Source organism: Acidovorax sp. LjRoot38 (assembly GCF_964252975.1).
GTDB classification, from domain to species: Bacteria; Pseudomonadota; Gammaproteobacteria; order Burkholderiales; family Burkholderiaceae_C; genus Acidovorax; species Acidovorax facilis.
Genome location: NZ_CAXUPT020000004.1, coordinates 506573 through 522333, shown reverse-complemented (window position 1 = coordinate 522333; position 15761 = coordinate 506573). Strand labels below are relative to the sequence as shown.

At 61.7% G+C, this 15761-nt stretch carries 17 protein-coding genes and 2 tRNA genes; 2 read left to right on the top strand and 17 right to left on the bottom strand.

The features are described from left to right. Positions 1–119: 119 nt before the first annotated feature. Positions 120–809: a ribose-5-phosphate isomerase RpiA gene (gene rpiA / locus ACSQ22_RS10105; RefSeq protein ID WP_121506478.1), complete on the bottom strand. Its 690-nt coding sequence runs from the start codon at positions 807–809 to the stop codon at positions 120–122. A 37-nt stretch (positions 810–846) separates the two neighbouring features. Between rpiA and ACSQ22_RS10100 the strand changes: the two genes are divergently transcribed. Then, a complete protein-coding gene (locus tag ACSQ22_RS10100; RefSeq protein ID WP_436130209.1) occupies positions 847–1899 on the top strand; it encodes a quinone-dependent dihydroorotate dehydrogenase in 1053 nt (350 codons plus the stop codon). 106 nt (positions 1900–2005) lie between these two features. On the opposite strand, the gene ACSQ22_RS10095 is transcribed toward ACSQ22_RS10100, so the two are convergent. The 16 genes from ACSQ22_RS10095 to uvrB form a co-directional block, all read right to left on the bottom strand. After that, positions 2006–2338: a hypothetical protein gene (locus ACSQ22_RS10095; protein ID WP_436130208.1), complete on the bottom strand. Its 333-nt coding sequence runs from the start codon at positions 2336–2338 to the stop codon at positions 2006–2008. Beyond that, positions 2338–2733, bottom strand: a complete 396-nt coding sequence (locus ACSQ22_RS10090; protein WP_055395878.1) for a phage holin family protein — start codon at positions 2731–2733, stop codon at positions 2338–2340. Before ACSQ22_RS10090 ends, ACSQ22_RS10095 begins: the two co-directional genes overlap by 1 nt. Positions 2734–2775: 42 nt before the next feature. Continuing rightward, a complete protein-coding gene (locus ACSQ22_RS10085; protein ID WP_008904788.1) occupies positions 2776–3078 on the bottom strand; it encodes a DUF883 family protein in 303 nt (100 codons plus the stop codon). A 146-nt stretch (positions 3079–3224) separates the two neighbouring features. Then, a complete protein-coding gene (locus ACSQ22_RS10080) occupies positions 3225–4322 on the bottom strand; it encodes an NAD(P)/FAD-dependent oxidoreductase (protein WP_436130207.1) in 1098 nt (365 codons plus the stop codon). Between the two features lie 29 nt (positions 4323–4351). Continuing rightward, the gene (locus ACSQ22_RS10075) at positions 4352–5389 is read right to left on the bottom strand and encodes a histone deacetylase family protein (protein ID WP_436130206.1); all 1038 of its coding nucleotides are present in this window, start codon (positions 5387–5389) and stop codon (positions 4352–4354) included. A 188-nt stretch (positions 5390–5577) separates the two neighbouring features. After that, positions 5578–5652, bottom strand: a tRNA-Val gene (locus tag ACSQ22_RS10070). Positions 5653–5700: 48 nt separating this feature from the next. After that, positions 5701–5775 (bottom strand) — tRNA-Val (locus ACSQ22_RS10065). A 37-nt stretch (positions 5776–5812) separates the two neighbouring features. Next, positions 5813–6526: a DNA polymerase III subunit epsilon gene (gene dnaQ, locus ACSQ22_RS10060; protein WP_228895222.1), complete on the bottom strand. Its 714-nt coding sequence runs from the start codon at positions 6524–6526 to the stop codon at positions 5813–5815. Then, entirely contained in the window at positions 6526–6864 is a 339-nt protein-coding gene (fdx, locus tag ACSQ22_RS10055; RefSeq protein WP_228895220.1) for an ISC system 2Fe-2S type ferredoxin, read from the bottom strand. The genes dnaQ and fdx overlap by 1 nt, the downstream gene beginning before the upstream one ends. A gap of 41 nt (positions 6865–6905) precedes the next feature. Beyond that, the gene (hscA, locus tag ACSQ22_RS10050) at positions 6906–8777 is read right to left on the bottom strand and encodes a Fe-S protein assembly chaperone HscA (RefSeq protein ID WP_436130205.1); all 1872 of its coding nucleotides are present in this window, start codon (positions 8775–8777) and stop codon (positions 6906–6908) included. A gap of 80 nt (positions 8778–8857) precedes the next feature. Continuing rightward, entirely contained in the window at positions 8858–9376 is a 519-nt protein-coding gene (gene hscB, locus ACSQ22_RS10045) for a Fe-S protein assembly co-chaperone HscB (protein WP_228895215.1), read from the bottom strand. 87 nt (positions 9377–9463) lie between these two features. Continuing rightward, positions 9464–9787, bottom strand: a complete 324-nt coding sequence (iscA, locus tag ACSQ22_RS10040; protein WP_008904781.1) for an iron-sulfur cluster assembly protein IscA — start codon at positions 9785–9787, stop codon at positions 9464–9466. 26 nt (positions 9788–9813) lie between these two features. Then, positions 9814–10218 (bottom strand): Fe-S cluster assembly scaffold IscU, encoded by a 405-nt coding sequence (iscU, locus tag ACSQ22_RS10035; protein ID WP_121420096.1) that lies wholly within the window; start codon positions 10216–10218, stop codon positions 9814–9816. Between the two features lie 39 nt (positions 10219–10257). Next, positions 10258–11478, bottom strand: coding sequence for an IscS subfamily cysteine desulfurase (locus tag ACSQ22_RS10030; RefSeq protein ID WP_436130204.1), 1221 nt, complete (start codon positions 11476–11478; stop codon positions 10258–10260). Positions 11479–11587: 109 nt separating this feature from the next. Continuing rightward, on the bottom strand, positions 11588–12124 hold the full coding sequence (iscR, locus tag ACSQ22_RS10025) for a Fe-S cluster assembly transcriptional regulator IscR (RefSeq protein ID WP_436130203.1): 537 nt from the start codon (positions 12122–12124) through the stop codon (positions 11588–11590). 242 nt (positions 12125–12366) lie between these two features. After that, positions 12367–14457: an excinuclease ABC subunit UvrB gene (uvrB, locus tag ACSQ22_RS10020; protein ID WP_436130202.1), complete on the bottom strand. Its 2091-nt coding sequence runs from the start codon at positions 14455–14457 to the stop codon at positions 12367–12369. A gap of 105 nt (positions 14458–14562) precedes the next feature. Here uvrB and ACSQ22_RS10015 point away from each other — a divergent pair, with 105 nt between their 5' ends. Further along, complete coding sequence (locus tag ACSQ22_RS10015) at positions 14563–15759, top strand: amino acid aminotransferase (RefSeq protein ID WP_436130201.1); 1197 nt, start codon at positions 14563–14565, stop codon at positions 15757–15759. Positions 15760–15761: the final 2 nt, after the last annotated feature.

Below are 15761 nucleotides of genomic sequence, written 5' to 3'. Positions count from 1 at the left end.
ACTTTCCTTCCTGATGAACAGAAAGGTGTCAACCTCATTCAGGACGGGTCACTGCCAAAACAAAGGGGCCTATTCAGGCCCCTTTTTCTTTGCCGGAAAAACTGCTCAGGAGTTCATGCTCAGTAGGTGAGCGTTTTCACACCCTGTGCGGTGCCCAACAGGCAGACAGACGCCTTCTGGTGGGCAAAAACCCCCACCGTCACCACCCCCGGCCACTGGTTGATGTCGGATTCAAACGCCAACGGGTCCGCGATCGAGAGCCCACGGACATCCAGGATGTGTTGACCGTTGTCGGTCACCAGAGGTTGCCCATCCCGCATCCGCAGCTGCGCCTGCCCCCCCATCGCCGCAAAACGCCGTGCAATGTGGTTGGCAGCCATGGGGATCACCTCGACCGGCAAGGGAAACTGCCCCAGCGCCTGGACCAGCTTGGATTCATCGGCAATACACACAAAACGCGTGGCCAGTGCCGCGACGATCTTCTCGCGCGTCAGCGCAGCGCCACCGCCCTTGACCATATGGCCTTTGCCATCGATCTCGTCGGCACCGTCGATGTAGACCGCAAGCGAAGCCACTTCGTTGGCATCAAACACTGGAATACCGAGCGCCTTGAGCCGCTCCGTGCTGGCCACCGAGCTGGAGACAGCACCCTTGATCTGGTCCTTGATGGTAGCCAGTGCGTCAATGAACTTGTTGACGGTGGAGCCGGTGCCTACGCCCACAATCTCGCCAGGCACCACATATTGCAGTGCGGCTTGGCCTACCAGGGTCTTGAGTTCGTCTTGGGTCAGGGAAGGAGTGGTCGTCATGGGAGAAAATCAGGGGTAATCCTTGAATTATCCCTCCATGTCCCTGATCCCCTACGCCCTCACCCGCCCCTTTCTCTTTGGCATGGATGCCGAGACCGCCCACGAACTCACCATGGACATGCTGGCACGCGGGCAGCGCACTCCGCTGCAGTGGGCCTGGTGCAACGAAACCGTGGACGACCCCGTGGAACTGGCAGGCCTGACTTTTCCCAACCGCGTGGGTATGGCGGCAGGCCTGGACAAGAACGCCCGCTGCATCGACGCGCTGGGTGCCATGGGCTTCGGCTTTGTCGAAGTGGGCACGGTGACGCCCAAGGCGCAGCCCGGCAACCCCAAGCCGCGCATGTTCCGCCTGCCCGAAGCCCGGGCGCTGATCAACCGCCTGGGCTTCAACAACGAGGGCCTGGACGCCTTCCTGCACAACGTGCAGCAGGCGCAATTTCGCACCCAAAGCCGCAAACATCCCCTTCTGCTGGGCCTCAACATCGGAAAGAACGCCACCACCCCCATCGAGAATGCCACCAGCGACTACCTGACCTGCCTGGAGGGCGTCTACGCCCACGCTGACTACGTCACAGTCAACATCAGCTCACCCAACACCCAGAACCTGCGCGCTCTGCAAAGCGACGCTGCCCTGGACGCCCTGCTGGGTGCCATCGCCGAAAGGCGTGAGGCCCTGGCCACACAGCATGGCCGCCGCGTGCCGGTGTTTGTGAAGATTGCCCCCGACCTCGACGAAGCCCAGGCGTCCGTGATCGCCGCCACACTGCAACGCCACGGGATGGACGGCGTGATCGCGACCAATACCACCATCAGCCGCACTGCCGTGCAAGGCCTGCGCCATGCAGGAGAGACCGGCGGCCTGAGCGGAGCGCCGGTTTTGGAGGCCAGCAACCAGGTCATCCGCCAGTTGCGGGCCGCACTGGGCAGCCGCTTTCCCATCATTGGTGTGGGCGGCATCATGAGCGCAGAGGATGCCGTCAGCAAAGTCCGCGCGGGCGCCGACGTGGTGCAGATCTATACCGGACTGATCTACGAAGGCCCCGCTTTGGTGGTGAAGGCCGCAAAGGCCATCAAAGCCATGGGTTGAGTCCAGGTCGCCCCGCTGAACCGGAAACACAAAGAGCCGCTGTGATCAGCGGCTCTTTGTGTTTGCGAGAGGCAGGCCGCCTTGCGCAGGTGCGTGCAGCACCGGCCTAGCGCCGCAGCCGCATCAACATGGGCAGCAGCACACCCGCCCAACGAATCAGGCGGCGCGGCCCTGCCACCAAGGCAACCCCTGCCATGGCCGCAACCGCCAGGGGATGCTCCCGCGCAAACCCTGCGGCGCGAAGCGCCAGGGATTCGTCCATGCCGCCTGCCCCAGGGTCACGCTGCGCCAAGGCCAGCGACTGGGCCCGCGCAGCCCTGCGAGCGCGAAGACGTTCGCGTTGCAGGGCAATGCGGTCCAGCACCCGCTGCTGGGCAGCCGTCGGCGGGGGAAACACAGGCTGCGACATGGGAGATGGAGATGAAGGGGTCGTCGCCATTACAAACGCTCCTTGATGTCACGCCAGTCCTGTGCGAGTTCGCGGCGCGTGAGGGCGAAGCCATTGCCCGCCTTCTGAACCACGGAAACCAGCGACATCAGCGTCGCGGCCCATCCCACAGTCCACACGGCCGCGACCAACCAGGCCACCAGCGTGCGATGGGGGGTATCCCAGAAATGAACCAGAACCGCCAACGAAAGCATGATCAAGGCCACCACCGTGAGCCCTGCCACCACGATGGTCAACACCAGCATCTGCTGCAGGCGTTGTTTCTGATCCTGCCATTCCAGACGGGCGAGGTCCATCCGGTCTTCGGCCGCAATGGCGCCTTCGATCACATTGGCGCGCCACCGGGCCACCAGCGACTCCAGCCCCAGAAGAGAAAGCCAGTTCATGCGCAGCCCCCGTGTTGTGCAACCGAGCCCTGACGGCCCGGATCAGCGGCGTGCAAGCAGGAAGCCCACCAGCGCGCCCACCGCCAGTGCGGCCCCGGCCACGCGCCATGGTTCATCATGCGCATAGCGGTCGGCCGCAAGTGCCGCTTCTTTGGCCTGGCGGGCGGCATCTTGCGCCGCACGCACGGCAGACTCGCGCACGTTGTGCATGCCATCGTCAAGACGCTGGCGCAGCAGCTTGATTTCCGGAACCGCGTCGAGATCTTTGTTGGCCAGTAGCCCCCGCAGATCAGAAACCAGCTTTTCCAGTTCGCCCTGGGTCGTGGTGGTGTCGGAAGCAGTCATACAAGCCTTTCTTTAAGCAACAAAAAAATCAGTCAGCCCTGTCGGCAGAGCCGTGCAGAACACCAGTTCATCTTAGTCACCCGCTCTGTTCCCCTTCGTAGGACGGGGTCTCAAGAGGTTACCGATTGCAAATGGCTTGCCCCAGATCAAACGAGTGCGGCCACATGTTCTGCAATCGCCAGAGAACTTGTCAACCCCGGGGACTCAATGCCAAACAGGTTCACGAGACCGGGGATGCCATGGACTGATGGTCCCTGGATCACAAAGTCCGCTGCCGGCTCATCCGGTCCGTGGATCTTGGGCCGCATGCCCGCATAGCCGGGTGCCAGCGCCCCGTCGCGCAGTGCGGGCCAGTACTTGCGGACCTCGGCGTAAAACGCATCTCCGCGTGCGGGGTCTACCAACAGGTCATCTGGCGAATCCACCCACTGCACGTCGGGGCCGAACTTGGCCTGCCCACCCAGGTCGAGTGTCAGATGCACGCCCAGGCCTGCGGCCTCGGGCACGGGGTAGATCAAGCGGCTGAAGGGGGCTTTGCCGGACAGCGTGAAATAGCTGCCTTTGGCATAGCGGGCATGGGGCACATGATCCACCCCCAGCCCTGCGAATCGGCGGGCCAGCGCGGGGGCGTGCAGCCCTGCTGCATTGACCACCGTGCGCGCTCGCAAGCGCGCACCGTCGAATGCTTCCAAATTTATAGCATCTTGCGCACATTCCGCAAGCGCCAGGGGCGAATTCAGTGCAACAAGTCCCCCCGCATGCTCCAGATCGCCCTGCAGCGCGAGCATCAGGGCATGGCTGTCCACAATGCCGGTGCTGGGCGAAAACAAAGCGGCAACACATTCCAGCGCAGGTTCCATGGCCTGGGCTTCATGGCGACCCAGCCAGCGCAAATCCAGCACGCCATTGGATTGCGCGCGTGCCTGGATGGACTCAAGACTTGACAACTGGCCCGGCGAGGTTGCCACCAGGAGTTTGCCGCAGCGGCGGTGAGGCACATTGCGCTCAATGCAGTAGGCATACAGCATGTCTCGGCCTCGCACGCACAGCTTGGCCTTCAACGAATCGGTAGGGTAGTAGATCCCGGCATGGATCACCTCGCTGTTGCGCGAGCTGATACCCGTTCCGATGGCATCGGCAGACTCCAGCACCATCACTTCGCGGCCCTGCAGGGCCAGCGCCCGCGCGACGGCAAGGCCCACGACACCCGCACCAACCACCACACAATCCACAGCATCCGCCATCACTCAGCCCTCCAATAGGCACCGCATCCTCAAACCTGCTCGAACCCGTCGAGCACATTGACGGCGTTGGTGCCCAGTTCTGCAGCCGCATAGCCACCTTCCAGCACAAAGACGGTGGGCAGGCCCGCCCGTGCAAGGCGCTCACCCACCCGGGTGAAATCGGCGGACGCCAGCGCAAACTTGGAGATGGGATCGCCCTCAAAGGTATCGAGCCCGAGGGAGACCACCAGGGCGTCGGCCCCCTGGCTGGCAATACGCGCACAGGCGCTTTCCAGCGCATCGAACCAGGTCGTCGCACTGGTGCCTGCAGGCAGCGGCAGGTTCAGATTGAATCCCGCGCCCTCGCCCACCCCGGTTTCGTCCGCATGGCCCAGATAAAACGGGTACTCGGTGCGGGGATCGCCATGGATGCTGATGAACAGCACATCGGCCCGGTCGTAGAAGATGCTTTGCGTGCCGTTGCCGTGGTGGTAGTCCACATCAAGCAACGCCACACGCTGTGCACCCTGGTTGCGCAGCACCTGTGCGGCCACGGCAGCATTGTTCAGAAAACAATAGCCGCCCATGAAGTCGGGGCCGGCATGGTGGCCGGGCGGCCTTGTGCAGCAAAACGCCGCGCGGGCCCCTCGCGCCACAAGGGTCGCAGCGCTGGCGGCAGCATCGGCTCCCGCCTTGGCTGCAGCCCAGGTACCCGACGCCATGGGCGTGCCGTTGTCCATGGAGTACAGGCCCAGGCGTGCCACAAAATTCTCAGGCTCCAGATCACTGCGCAAGGTACGCACGGGCCAGACCGACGGGAATGGCTGCACTCCAGCGTTGGCAGGGTCGAGGGCCAGCCAATGCTGCCAAGCGGTCTGCAAAAAGGCCAAATAGCGTGGCGCGTGCACCTGAGACAAAACGGGGGCACTATCCACATCCGGGGCCATCAGGCCATGGCCCCGCGCCCGCAGCGCCCCTTCGACATAGTCCACGCGTGCAGGCTTCTCAAAACACGGCACGCGTTCGCCGCGAAAAAATTCGTGGACGGGGGCGTGACCCTGGTGAAACGGATTGTGGAAGGTGATCATGGGTCAGGGCGTATCGATAGCGGCAAAGAGGCCAGAGGACAGCGAGTGCGGTTCCAGGAAATGCAACTCCCGTGGAATCATGGTCCGACACTTTAGTCTCTCTGCGGCGTGCAGCAGGCGAAACAGCCGCCTATGCAAACGCCCATGAAAAAACCCCTGCAGACCAAAATCTGCAGGGGTTTTCAAATTGGTGGGTGATACATGGATCGAACATGTGACCCCTGCCGTGTGAAGGCAGTGCTCTACCGCTGAGCTAATCACCCGACGTAGGCACCCTGAAACAGAGTGCATTCGCAAGAAGTCAAAAAGCGTGGTGGGTGATACATGGATCGAACATGTGACCCCTGCCGTGTGAAGGCAGTGCTCTACCGCTGAGCTAATCACCCGTGTCTCTGTGACAGCCCTCTATTATGGCACAGCTTTTCAGGCCGCCTGAACAGTTCTCCAAATTGTTTTGCCACCACTGGCCTTGTCGATCTGCACCAGTAGCTCCGCGTGGGCCACCTGTTCCTGCTCACTGGCACGCAGGACGGGCAGGCTCAATCCGCGCAGGTCGATGGCTGCGATCTTCAGGCCATCGCCACTGTCCTGCGCATCATCGGAAATCAGCAGGGCATCCTGGCCGCGCGTGAGATTGATGTATACATCGGCCAGCAGCTCGGCATCCAGCAAGGCGCCATGCAGCGTGCGGCCCGAGTTGTCCACACCCAGGCGGTCGCACAGGGCATCGAGCGAATTGCGCTTGCCCGGGTACATCTCCTTGGCCATGGCCAGCGTGTCGGTCACGCTCTCCACATAGGTGCGAAACGCGGGACGCCCCACCAGTTCCAGCTCCTTGTTCAGAAAGCCCACATCGAACGCGGCGTTGTGGATGATGATCTCGGCACCTTGCAGGTACTGCAGGATGTCATCCACCACCTCGGCGAACTTGGGCTTGTCCTTCAGGAACTCGTTGCTGATGCCGTGCACCTTCAGCGCGTCTTCGTGGCTGTCGCGGCCGGGATTGAAGTACAGGTGCAGGTTGTTACCGGTGAGCTTGCGATTGAGCAGCTCTACACAGCCCAGTTCAATGATGCGATCGCCCCCCTCGGCCGACAGGCCGGTGGTTTCGGTGTCCAGAACAATTTGCCGGGACATCAGTGGTTTTCCTTCGCGTGGTTGATCGTGTATTTCGGAATTTCGACGGTCAGATCGGTTTGCGCAAGGATGGCCTGGCACGACAGGCGCGATTGTGGCTCCAGGCCCCAGGCGCGGTCCAACAGGTCTTCTTCCTCTTCCTCGGCCTGGTTGAGCGAGCTCAGCCCCTGGCGCACGATGACGTGGCAGGTGGTGCAGGCGCAGCTCATGTCACAGGCGTGCTCGATGTTGATGTGGTTGTCCAGCAGGGCTTCGCAGATCGAGGTGCCAGCAGGCGCCGTGATTTCAGTACCTGCGGGGCAGTATTCGGGATGGGGGAGGATTTTGATGACGGGCATGGGGTGTCTTTTTCTTGTTCAGAGGGATGCGCCGGGCACGCTCAGAGGCTCGCGACGTTCTTGCCAGCCAATGCCTGCTGGATGCCGCGATTCATGCGCTGGGCCGCAAAACCTTCGGTGCCTTTGGCCAGTGCATCGGTCGCGGCTTCGATGACAGCGGCATCATCGGCATCGCGCTGGTGGCGCAGGGCCACCATCAAGGCATCGATGGCGGCGCGCTCCTTGGGGCTGAGCACATCGCCATCCGCATCCAACGCACTCTGGGTGGCGATCAGCATACGGTCGGCATCCACGCGCGCCTCGACCACGGCGCGAGCCTTCATGTCCTGCGCGGCAGTGGCAAACCCGTCCTGCAGCATGCGCGCAATCTGGTCATCGGAGAGACCATACGACGGCTTCACATCAATGCGCGCTTCCACACCGCTGCCCTGCTCCTTCGCACTCACACTCAAAAGTCCATCGGCGTCGACGGTAAAGGTCACACGGATGCGAGCAGCCCCTGCGGCCATGGGCGGGATGCCACGCAGCTCAAAACGCGCGAGGCTGCGGCAGTCTTGCACCAGGTCGCGTTCGCCCTGCACCACATGGATCGCCAAGGCGGTCTGACCATCCTTGTACGTGGTGAAGTCCTGCGCCTTGGCGGTGGGAATGGTCTCGTTGCGCGCCACGATGCGTTCCACCAGCCCGCCCATGGTTTCGATGCCCAGCGACAGCGGAATCACATCAAGCAGCAGCAGATCACCTGAGGTGTTGTTGCCCGCCAGCTGGTTGGCCTGGATGGCGGCGCCCAAGGCTACGACTTCATCGGGATTGAGGTTGGTCAGCGGCGGCTTGCCGAAGAACTCCTCCACGGCGCGCTGCACTTGCGGCATGCGGGTGGAGCCACCCACCATCACCACGCCTTGCACCTCGTCCCGTGCCAGATGGGCATCACGCAGCGCACGGCGCACTGCGGCCATGGAGCGTGCCGTCAAGTCGGCTGTGATCGCTTCGAAGTCCGACCGTTTGACGTCAAATCGGGCCTCAGCGCTTGATAGTAAGGCGCTGAATGCTGCCAAATCAGTAGCAGTCAAGGCCTCCTTGCAGGCGCGTGCAGCCATGCGCACGGCGGATTTGTCGGCTGCAGTGGTCGCCCGCAGCCCTAGCTGATGCAGTACCCAATCGGCCAGCGCGGCATCGTAGTCATCCCCCCCCAAAGCCGAGTCACCCCCCGTGGAAATGACTTCAAACACGCCCTGCGTCAGGCGCAAGATCGAGATGTCAAAGGTGCCTCCGCCCAGGTCGTATACGGCATAGACCCCCTCGCTGGCGTTGTCCAGGCCATAGGCAATCGCGGCAGCGGTGGGCTCGTTGATCAGGCGCAGCAGGTTAATGCCGGCAAGCTTGGCCGCATCCTTGGTGGCCTGGCGCTGCGCGTCGTCAAAGTAGGCCGGCACGGTGATGACGGCGCCATAGAGATCGTCGTTGAAGGTGTCTTCGGCTCGGTAGCGCAGCGTGGCCAGAATCTCAGCGCTGACCTCAACGGGCGACTTGTTGCCATCCACCGTAGCGAGACTGACCATACCGCCCTCGTCACTATCGGCAGCAACCACGAAGTCGTAGGGCAACTTGCCCGCTTCCGCCACGTCTTTCAGGCCACGCCCCATGAAGCGCTTGGCCGAGGCGATGGTGTTGCGCGCATCCTGGGCCTGCGCCGCCACGGCGTCATATCCGATCTGGCGACGACCGTTTTCGAGGTAGCGCACAACGGAGGGCAGCAGCACCCTACCCTGCGCGTCGGGCAGGCACTCTGCCACGCCATTGCGCACGGCGGCAACCAACGAATGGGTCGTGCCCAGGTCAATGCCCACGGCAATGCGCCGCTGGTGTGGGTCGGGAGATTGGCCGGGTTCGGAAATCTGCAAAAGCGCCATGAAATTTCGGGTCTCAACGTGGTGGAGCCTACCGTCACGTCAGCAAACGATAGAGGCCCCAAGGGGAAGGCAAAACCGCTCTATTGTCCCAGTTGCTCTCGGCGTCGTTCAATGTCGTCGGCAAATCGCGCAATGAACATGAGGGCTCTGACCTGGCGGGCCGCGCCCGCGTAGTCCTGCTGCTGGTCGATGAGTTGCTCGCACTGCGCCAGCGCGGCGCTGCGGGCCTGCGCGACAGCGTCGTCCAAGGTGTCGAGTTCGCTCTCTGCGCGGGCATCTTCCAAAGCCTCGCGCCACTCCATCTGCTGCATCAAAAACGCAGTGGGCATGGCCGTGTTGTCCTCGGCATTGATGGGGGCTGCGTGCAGTTCGCACAGGTAGGCCGCACGGCGCATTGGATCTTTCAGGCGTTGGTAAGCCTCGTTGATGCGCACGGACCACTGCATGGCCACGCGTTGCGCCGCCGCACCCTGCGCCGCGAATTTGTCGGGGTGGGCTTCGCGCTGCAGTTCCTTCCAGCGCGCATCGATGGCGCTGCGCTCCTGAGCAAAGCGGCGCGCAAGGCCAAACAATTCAAAGTCGTCAGATTGCAGGTTCATGCGCTAGTAGGCTGAATGCGGAAATCCAAGAAAAAACCGCCAGCACGCGACGCGATGGCGGTTCGACGGCGCGAAAGCAGCTGGTGATCAAACGCGGAAACTCTCCCCACAACCGCAGCGGTCACGCTCGTTGGGGTTGTTGAACTTGAAGCCTTCATTGAGACCCTCGCGCACAAAGTCCAGCTCGGTGCCGTCGATGTAGGCCAGGCTCTTGGGGTCAATCAGCACTTTGACACCGTGGTTCTCGAACACGATGTCCTCAGGCTCGCTGTCGTCCACATATTCGAGCTTGTAGGCAAGCCCGGAGCAGCCGGTCGTCTTGACTCCCAGGCGCACTCCCAGGCCCTTGCCTCGGCGGGACAAGTAGCGGTTGACGTGCCGTGCAGCGGCTTCTGTCAGCGTAATGGCCATGTCTCTCGATCTATTTATCTGTCAAATCAGGCAGCGGCAGTTGCAGTGGCTGCGTGCTTGGTCTTGTAGTCGAGCACCGCAGCCTTGATGGCATCTTCAGCCAGGATGGAGCAATGGATCTTGACGGGCGGCAGGGCCAGCTCTTCAGCGATCTCGCTGTTCTTGAGGGCTGCCGCTTCGTCCAGCGTCTTGCCCTTGACCCATTCAGTCACCAGCGAAGACGAGGCGATCGCCGAGCCACAGCCGTAGGTCTTGAAGCGCGCGTCTTCAATCACGCCGGTCTCGGGGTTCACCTTGATCTGCAGCTTCATCACGTCGCCGCAGGCGGGCGCGCCCACCATACCGGTGCCCACCGAATCGTCGCCCTTGTCGAACGAACCCACATTGCGGGGGTTTTCGTAATGGTCAACCACTTTTTCTGAGTAAGCCATGATGTGTACCTCTTCAATTCTTCCAAAATCTTCAGTAAATCAGTGCGCAGCCCACTGGATGGTGCTGATGTCGATGCCGTCCTTGTACATCTCCCACAGTGGGCTCAATTCGCGCAGGCGGGCCACGTTCTCGCGGATGGTGGAGATGGCGTAGTCGATCTCTTCTTCGGTCGTGAAACGGCCGATGGTCATGCGCAGGCTACTGTGTGCCAGCTCGTCGCTGCGGCCCAGGGCGCGCAACACGTAGCTGGGCTCCAGACTGGCGGACGTGCAGGCAGAACCCGACGACACCGCCAGGCCCTTGATGCCCATGATGAGCGATTCGCCTTCGACGAAGTTGAAGCTCATGTTCAGGTTCTGCGGCACGCGGCGCTCCATGCTGCCGTTGATGAACACCTGTTCAATGTCCTTTAAGCCATCGAGCAAGCGCTGCTGCAAGGCATGGGCCTTAGCATTGCTCTCGGCCATTTCTTCTTTGGCGATGCGAAAGGCTTCACCCATGCCCACGATCTGGTGCGTGGGCAAGGTGCCCGAACGCATGCCACGCTCGTGACCACCGCCGTGCATCTGCGCTTCCAGCCGAACACGGGGCTTGCGGCGCACATACAACGCGCCAACGCCCTTGGGTCCGTAGGTCTTGTGCGCGGTCATGCTCATCAGGTCGATGGGCAGCACGTTCATGTCGATCTCGACCCGGCCTGTGGCCTGGGCGGCATCCACGTGCAGCAGGATGCCCTTTTCACGGCACAGCGCGCCGATAGCAGGGATGTCCTGGATCACGCCAATTTCGTTGTTCACGAACAGGATGCTGATCAGTACCGTATCGGGGCGGATGGTGGCCTTCAGGGCATCCATGTTGACCAGACCGTCTTCCTGCACATCCAGATAAGTGGCTTCAAAACCCTGGCGCTCCAGCTCACGCATGGTGTCCAGCACGGCCTTGTGCTCGGTCTTGAGCGTAATGAGGTGCTTGCCCTTGCCTTTGTAGAAGTGCGCTGCACCCTTCAAGGCCAGATTGATGGATTCGGTAGCGCCGCTGGTCCACACGATTTCACGCGGGTCCGCACCGATCAAGTCTGCCACCTGCACCCGCGCCTTTTCAACCGCTTCCTCAGCCTCCCAGCCCCAGGCATGACTGCGCGACGCCGGGTTGCCGAAGTGTTCACGCAACCAGGGAATCATGGCATCGACCACACGGGGGTCCACGGGGGTGGTGGCGCCGTAGTCGAGATAGATGGGGAAGTGCGGGGTCATGTCCATGGCTGGCTCAGTAGTGGTTGCTGGCTGGCAAACGCAATAAGAAACAAAAACGGGTTCAAAAACTGTTCAGGGCGGTGCCGACCCCAGGGTCGACACAAGCCTTGGGCTATCAGGATTTGGCAAAAACGTTGCCCAGCGCGAACACGGAGTTCGGAGCATTCACGCGGATCGGCTTGACCACCGGGGTCGTCGAAATGGCACGGCGTACCACCGGCTTGTCTTCGATCTGCACGCCCTTGGCAATCTGTTCGTCCACCAGCTTTTGTAGAGTGACGGAATCCAGAAACTCGACCATGCGTTGGTTGAGCGATGCCCACAGCTCATGCGTCATGCAGCGGCCAGCTTCGCCCAGGCAGTTTTCCTTGCCACCGCACTGCGTGGCGTCAATGGGCTGATCCACCGAGACAATGATGTCGGCCACAGTGATGTCGCCCGCCTTGCGGGCCAGGGTATAACCGCCACCGGGGCCACGGGTCGATTCGACCAGCTCATGGCGGCGAAGCTTGCCGAAAAGCTGCTCCAGGTACGACAGCGATATCTGCTGGCGCTGGCTGATGGCCGCGAGGGTGACTGGGCCATTGTTCTGACGCAGGGCCAGATCAATCATGGCGGTGACCGCAAAACGGCCTTTGGTTGTGAGACGCATCGCAAGCTCCTTGTGCTAAGGCTTGTTCGTTGTAGAAACCGCCTGCACTGACTGTTGGTCAGCAAGGCACCGTCTCCGCCCCTTACTCCGAACAGTCGCCTGCCACGGAGCCCTTCATCGCTGGGCTGTTTTCTTGAGTATTTTGTGCGAGTATAACACAAATCCCTATCGAATCTGTCGGGTTAAAAAACCAACTAGTTTTTAATTGACCCGATAGTTATTTCCGATTGTTCTTTCGCCCATTACAAGGCCACCGAATCGTTGCCATGTGCACCAAATGCCTGGTCCTTGAGCCGCGTGAGCTGGTCGCGCACCCGGGCGGCCTGCTCGAACTCCAGATTGCGAGCGTGTTCCAGCATGAGTTTTTCCAGCCGCTTGATCTCGCGCGCCACGTCTTTTTCTGACATGTCCTCCACCTTGGCGCGCTGCAGGGCTTCCTGCTCCAGCCGTTCTGCGTCCTTACCGGCCTTTTCGCTGTAAACCCCGTCAATCAGGTCTCTTACCCGCTTGACAATGCTGCGCGGCGTGATTCCGTGGGCCTCGTTGTGTGCGATCTGCTTGATGCGCCGGCGTTCCGTCTCGCCCATGGCTTTTTTCATGGAGTCGGTGATGCGGTCCGCATAGAGGATGGCCCGGCCATTGAGGTTCCGCGCCGCACGGCCGATGGTCTGGATCAGGCTGCGCTCGGCCCGCAGGAAACCTTCCTTGTCCGCATCCAGGATCGCCACCAGCGACACCTCGGGAATATCCAGGCCTTCGCGCAGCAGGTTGATGCCCACCAGCACGTCAAAGGCGCCCAGGCGCAGGTCGCGGATGATCTCCACCCGCTCCACCGTGTCCACGTCGCTGTGCAGGTAGCGCACCTTCACGCCGTTGTCCGTCAGGTAGTCGGTCAACTGTTCAGCCATGCGCTTGGTCAGTGTAGTAATGAGTACGCGCTCATGCTTTTCAACACGAATGCGTATTTCTTGCAGCACATCATCCACCTGATGGGTGGCGGGACGTACTTCAACCTCGGGGTCCACCAGTCCGGTGGGGCGCACCACCTGGTCGACGATCTGACCGGAGTGCGTGCGCTCGTAGTCTGCCGGCGTGGCGGTGACAAAGATGACCTGCCGCATACGCTGTTCGAACTCCTCGAATTTGAGCGGCCGGTTGTCCAGCGCCGAGGGCAGGCGAAAGCCATACTCGACAAGCGTGGTCTTGCGCGAGCGATCGCCGCTGTACATGGCGTTGAGCTGGCCGATCATCTGATGGCTTTCGTCCAGGAACATCAGAGCGTTCTTGGGCATGTAGTCGGTCAGCGTGCTGGGCGGGTCGCCGGGCGCCGCGCCCGACAGGTGGCGCGTGTAGTTCTCGATGCCCTTGCAGTGACCTACTTCGCTGAGCATCTCCAGGTCAAAGCGCGTGCGCTGCTCCAGCCGCTGCGCCTCCACCAGCTTGCCATCGGCCAGCAGTTGCTTCAAGCGCTCGGCCAGTTCGATCTTGATGGTCTCCACCGCCGCCAGCACCTTGTCGCGCGGCGTCACGTAGTGGCTGCTTGGGTACACCGTGAAGCGCGGAATCTTCTGTTTGACCCGGCCCGTGAGCGGGTCAAACAGCTGCAGGCTCTCGATCTCGTCGTCAAACAGCTCGATGCGCACGGCCAGCTCGGAATGCTCGGCCGGAAACACATCAATGGTGTCGCCCCGCACGCGGAACTTGCCGCGCGAAAAATCAGCCTCATTGCGCTGGTATTGCATGCGTATCAGCTGTGCGATTACGTCGCGCTGGCCCAGCTTGTCGCCGGTGCGCAGCGTCATCACCATGCGGTGGTAACTCTCGGGCTCGCCGATGCCGTAGATGGCCGACACCGTGGCCACGATGACCACATCCGTGCGCTCCATGAGGCTCTTGGTGCACGAAAGCCGCATCTGCTCGATGTGCTCGTTGATGGCGCTGTCCTTCTCGATGAACAGGTCGCGCTGCGGCACATACGCCTCGGGCTGGTAGTAGTCGTAGTAGCTCACGAAATACTCCACGGCGTTCTTGGGGAAGAACTCGCGGAACTCGCTGTACAGCTGCGCGGCCAGCGTCTTGTTGGGCGCGAAGATGATCGCCGGGCGCCCCATGCGGGCGATCACATTGGCCATGGTGAAGGTCTTGCCAGAGCCCGTCACCCCCAGCAGCGTCTGGAAAGTTTCCCCATCGTTCAAACCTTCCACCAGCTTATTGATGGCCTCGGGCTGGTCGCCGGCCGGTGGGTACGGCTGGAACAGTTCGAAGGGGGAGTTGGGGAAATGGACGAACTCGCCGTCTTGCTTTTCCGTTATGACTTCTGTGAGATCCGGCATAGGTGCGGTCAACGATTGGTAGAGGCAGGCCGTTAAAATCGGCCGAACCCGGCACAGTACACCACGCCCGGATTCTTCGCTACTGACAACCTTTCAAGGATTTTCATGTCTCTGTTCACCGCCGTCGAAATGGCCCCCCGCGACCCCATCCTGGGCCTCAACGAGCAATTCAACGCCGACACCAACCCCAACAAGGTCAACCTGGGCGTCGGCGTTTATTTCGACGACAACGGCAAGCTGCCCCTGCTGCAATGCGTGCAGGCCGCAGAAAAGACCATGATGTCCACCCCCACGGCCCGTGGCTACCTGCCCATCGACGGCATCGTGGCTTACGACAACGCCGTGAAGGCTTTGGTGTTCGGCGCGGACAGCGAACCCGTCACCTCGGGCCGCGTGGCTACCGTGCAAGCGGTGGGTGGCACGGGCGGCCTGAAGATCGGCGCTGACTTCCTCAAGAAACTCAGCCCCAACGCCAAGGTGCTGATCTCCGACCCCAGCTGGGAAAATCACCGCGCACTGTTCACCAACGCCGGTTTTGAAGTCGGTACCTACACGTACTACGACGCGGAAAAGCGTGGCGTGAACTTTGAAGGCATGCTCGCCAGCCTGAACGCTGCAGCCCCCGGCACTATCGTTGTGCTGCACGCCTGCTGCCACAACCCCACGGGCTACGACATCACCCCCGAGCAGTGGGACCAAGTGATTGCGGCCGTCAAGGCCAAGGGCCTGACGCCCTTCCTCGACATGGCCTACCAAGGCTTTGGCCACGGCATCGCCGAAGACGGTGCCGTGATCGGCAAGTTCGTGGCTGCAGGCCTCAACTTCTTTGTCTCTACCTCGTTCAGCAAGAGCTTCAGCCTCTACGGTGAGCGCGTGGGCGGCCTGTCCGTGCTGTGCGCCGACAAGGAAGAAGCTTCGCGCGTGCTGAGCCAGCTCAAGATCGTGATCCGCACCAACTACTCCAACCCACCCATCCACGGTGGCGCAGTGGTGGCTGCCGTGCTGAACAACCCTGAGCTGCGCGCGATGTGGGAGAAGGAACTGGGCGAGATGCGCGTGCGCATCAAGGCCATGCGCCAGAAGCTGGTGGACGGTCTCAAGGCTGCGGGTGTGAAGCAAGACATGAGCTTCATCACCACCCAGATCGGCATGTTCAGCTACTCCGGCCTGTCCAAGGACCAGATGGTGCGCCTGCGCAATGAGTTCGGCGTGTACGGTACCGACACCGGCCGCATGTGTGTGGCAGCCCTGAACAGCAAGAACATCGACTACGTCTGCCAGGCGATCGCAAAAGTGGTCTAACC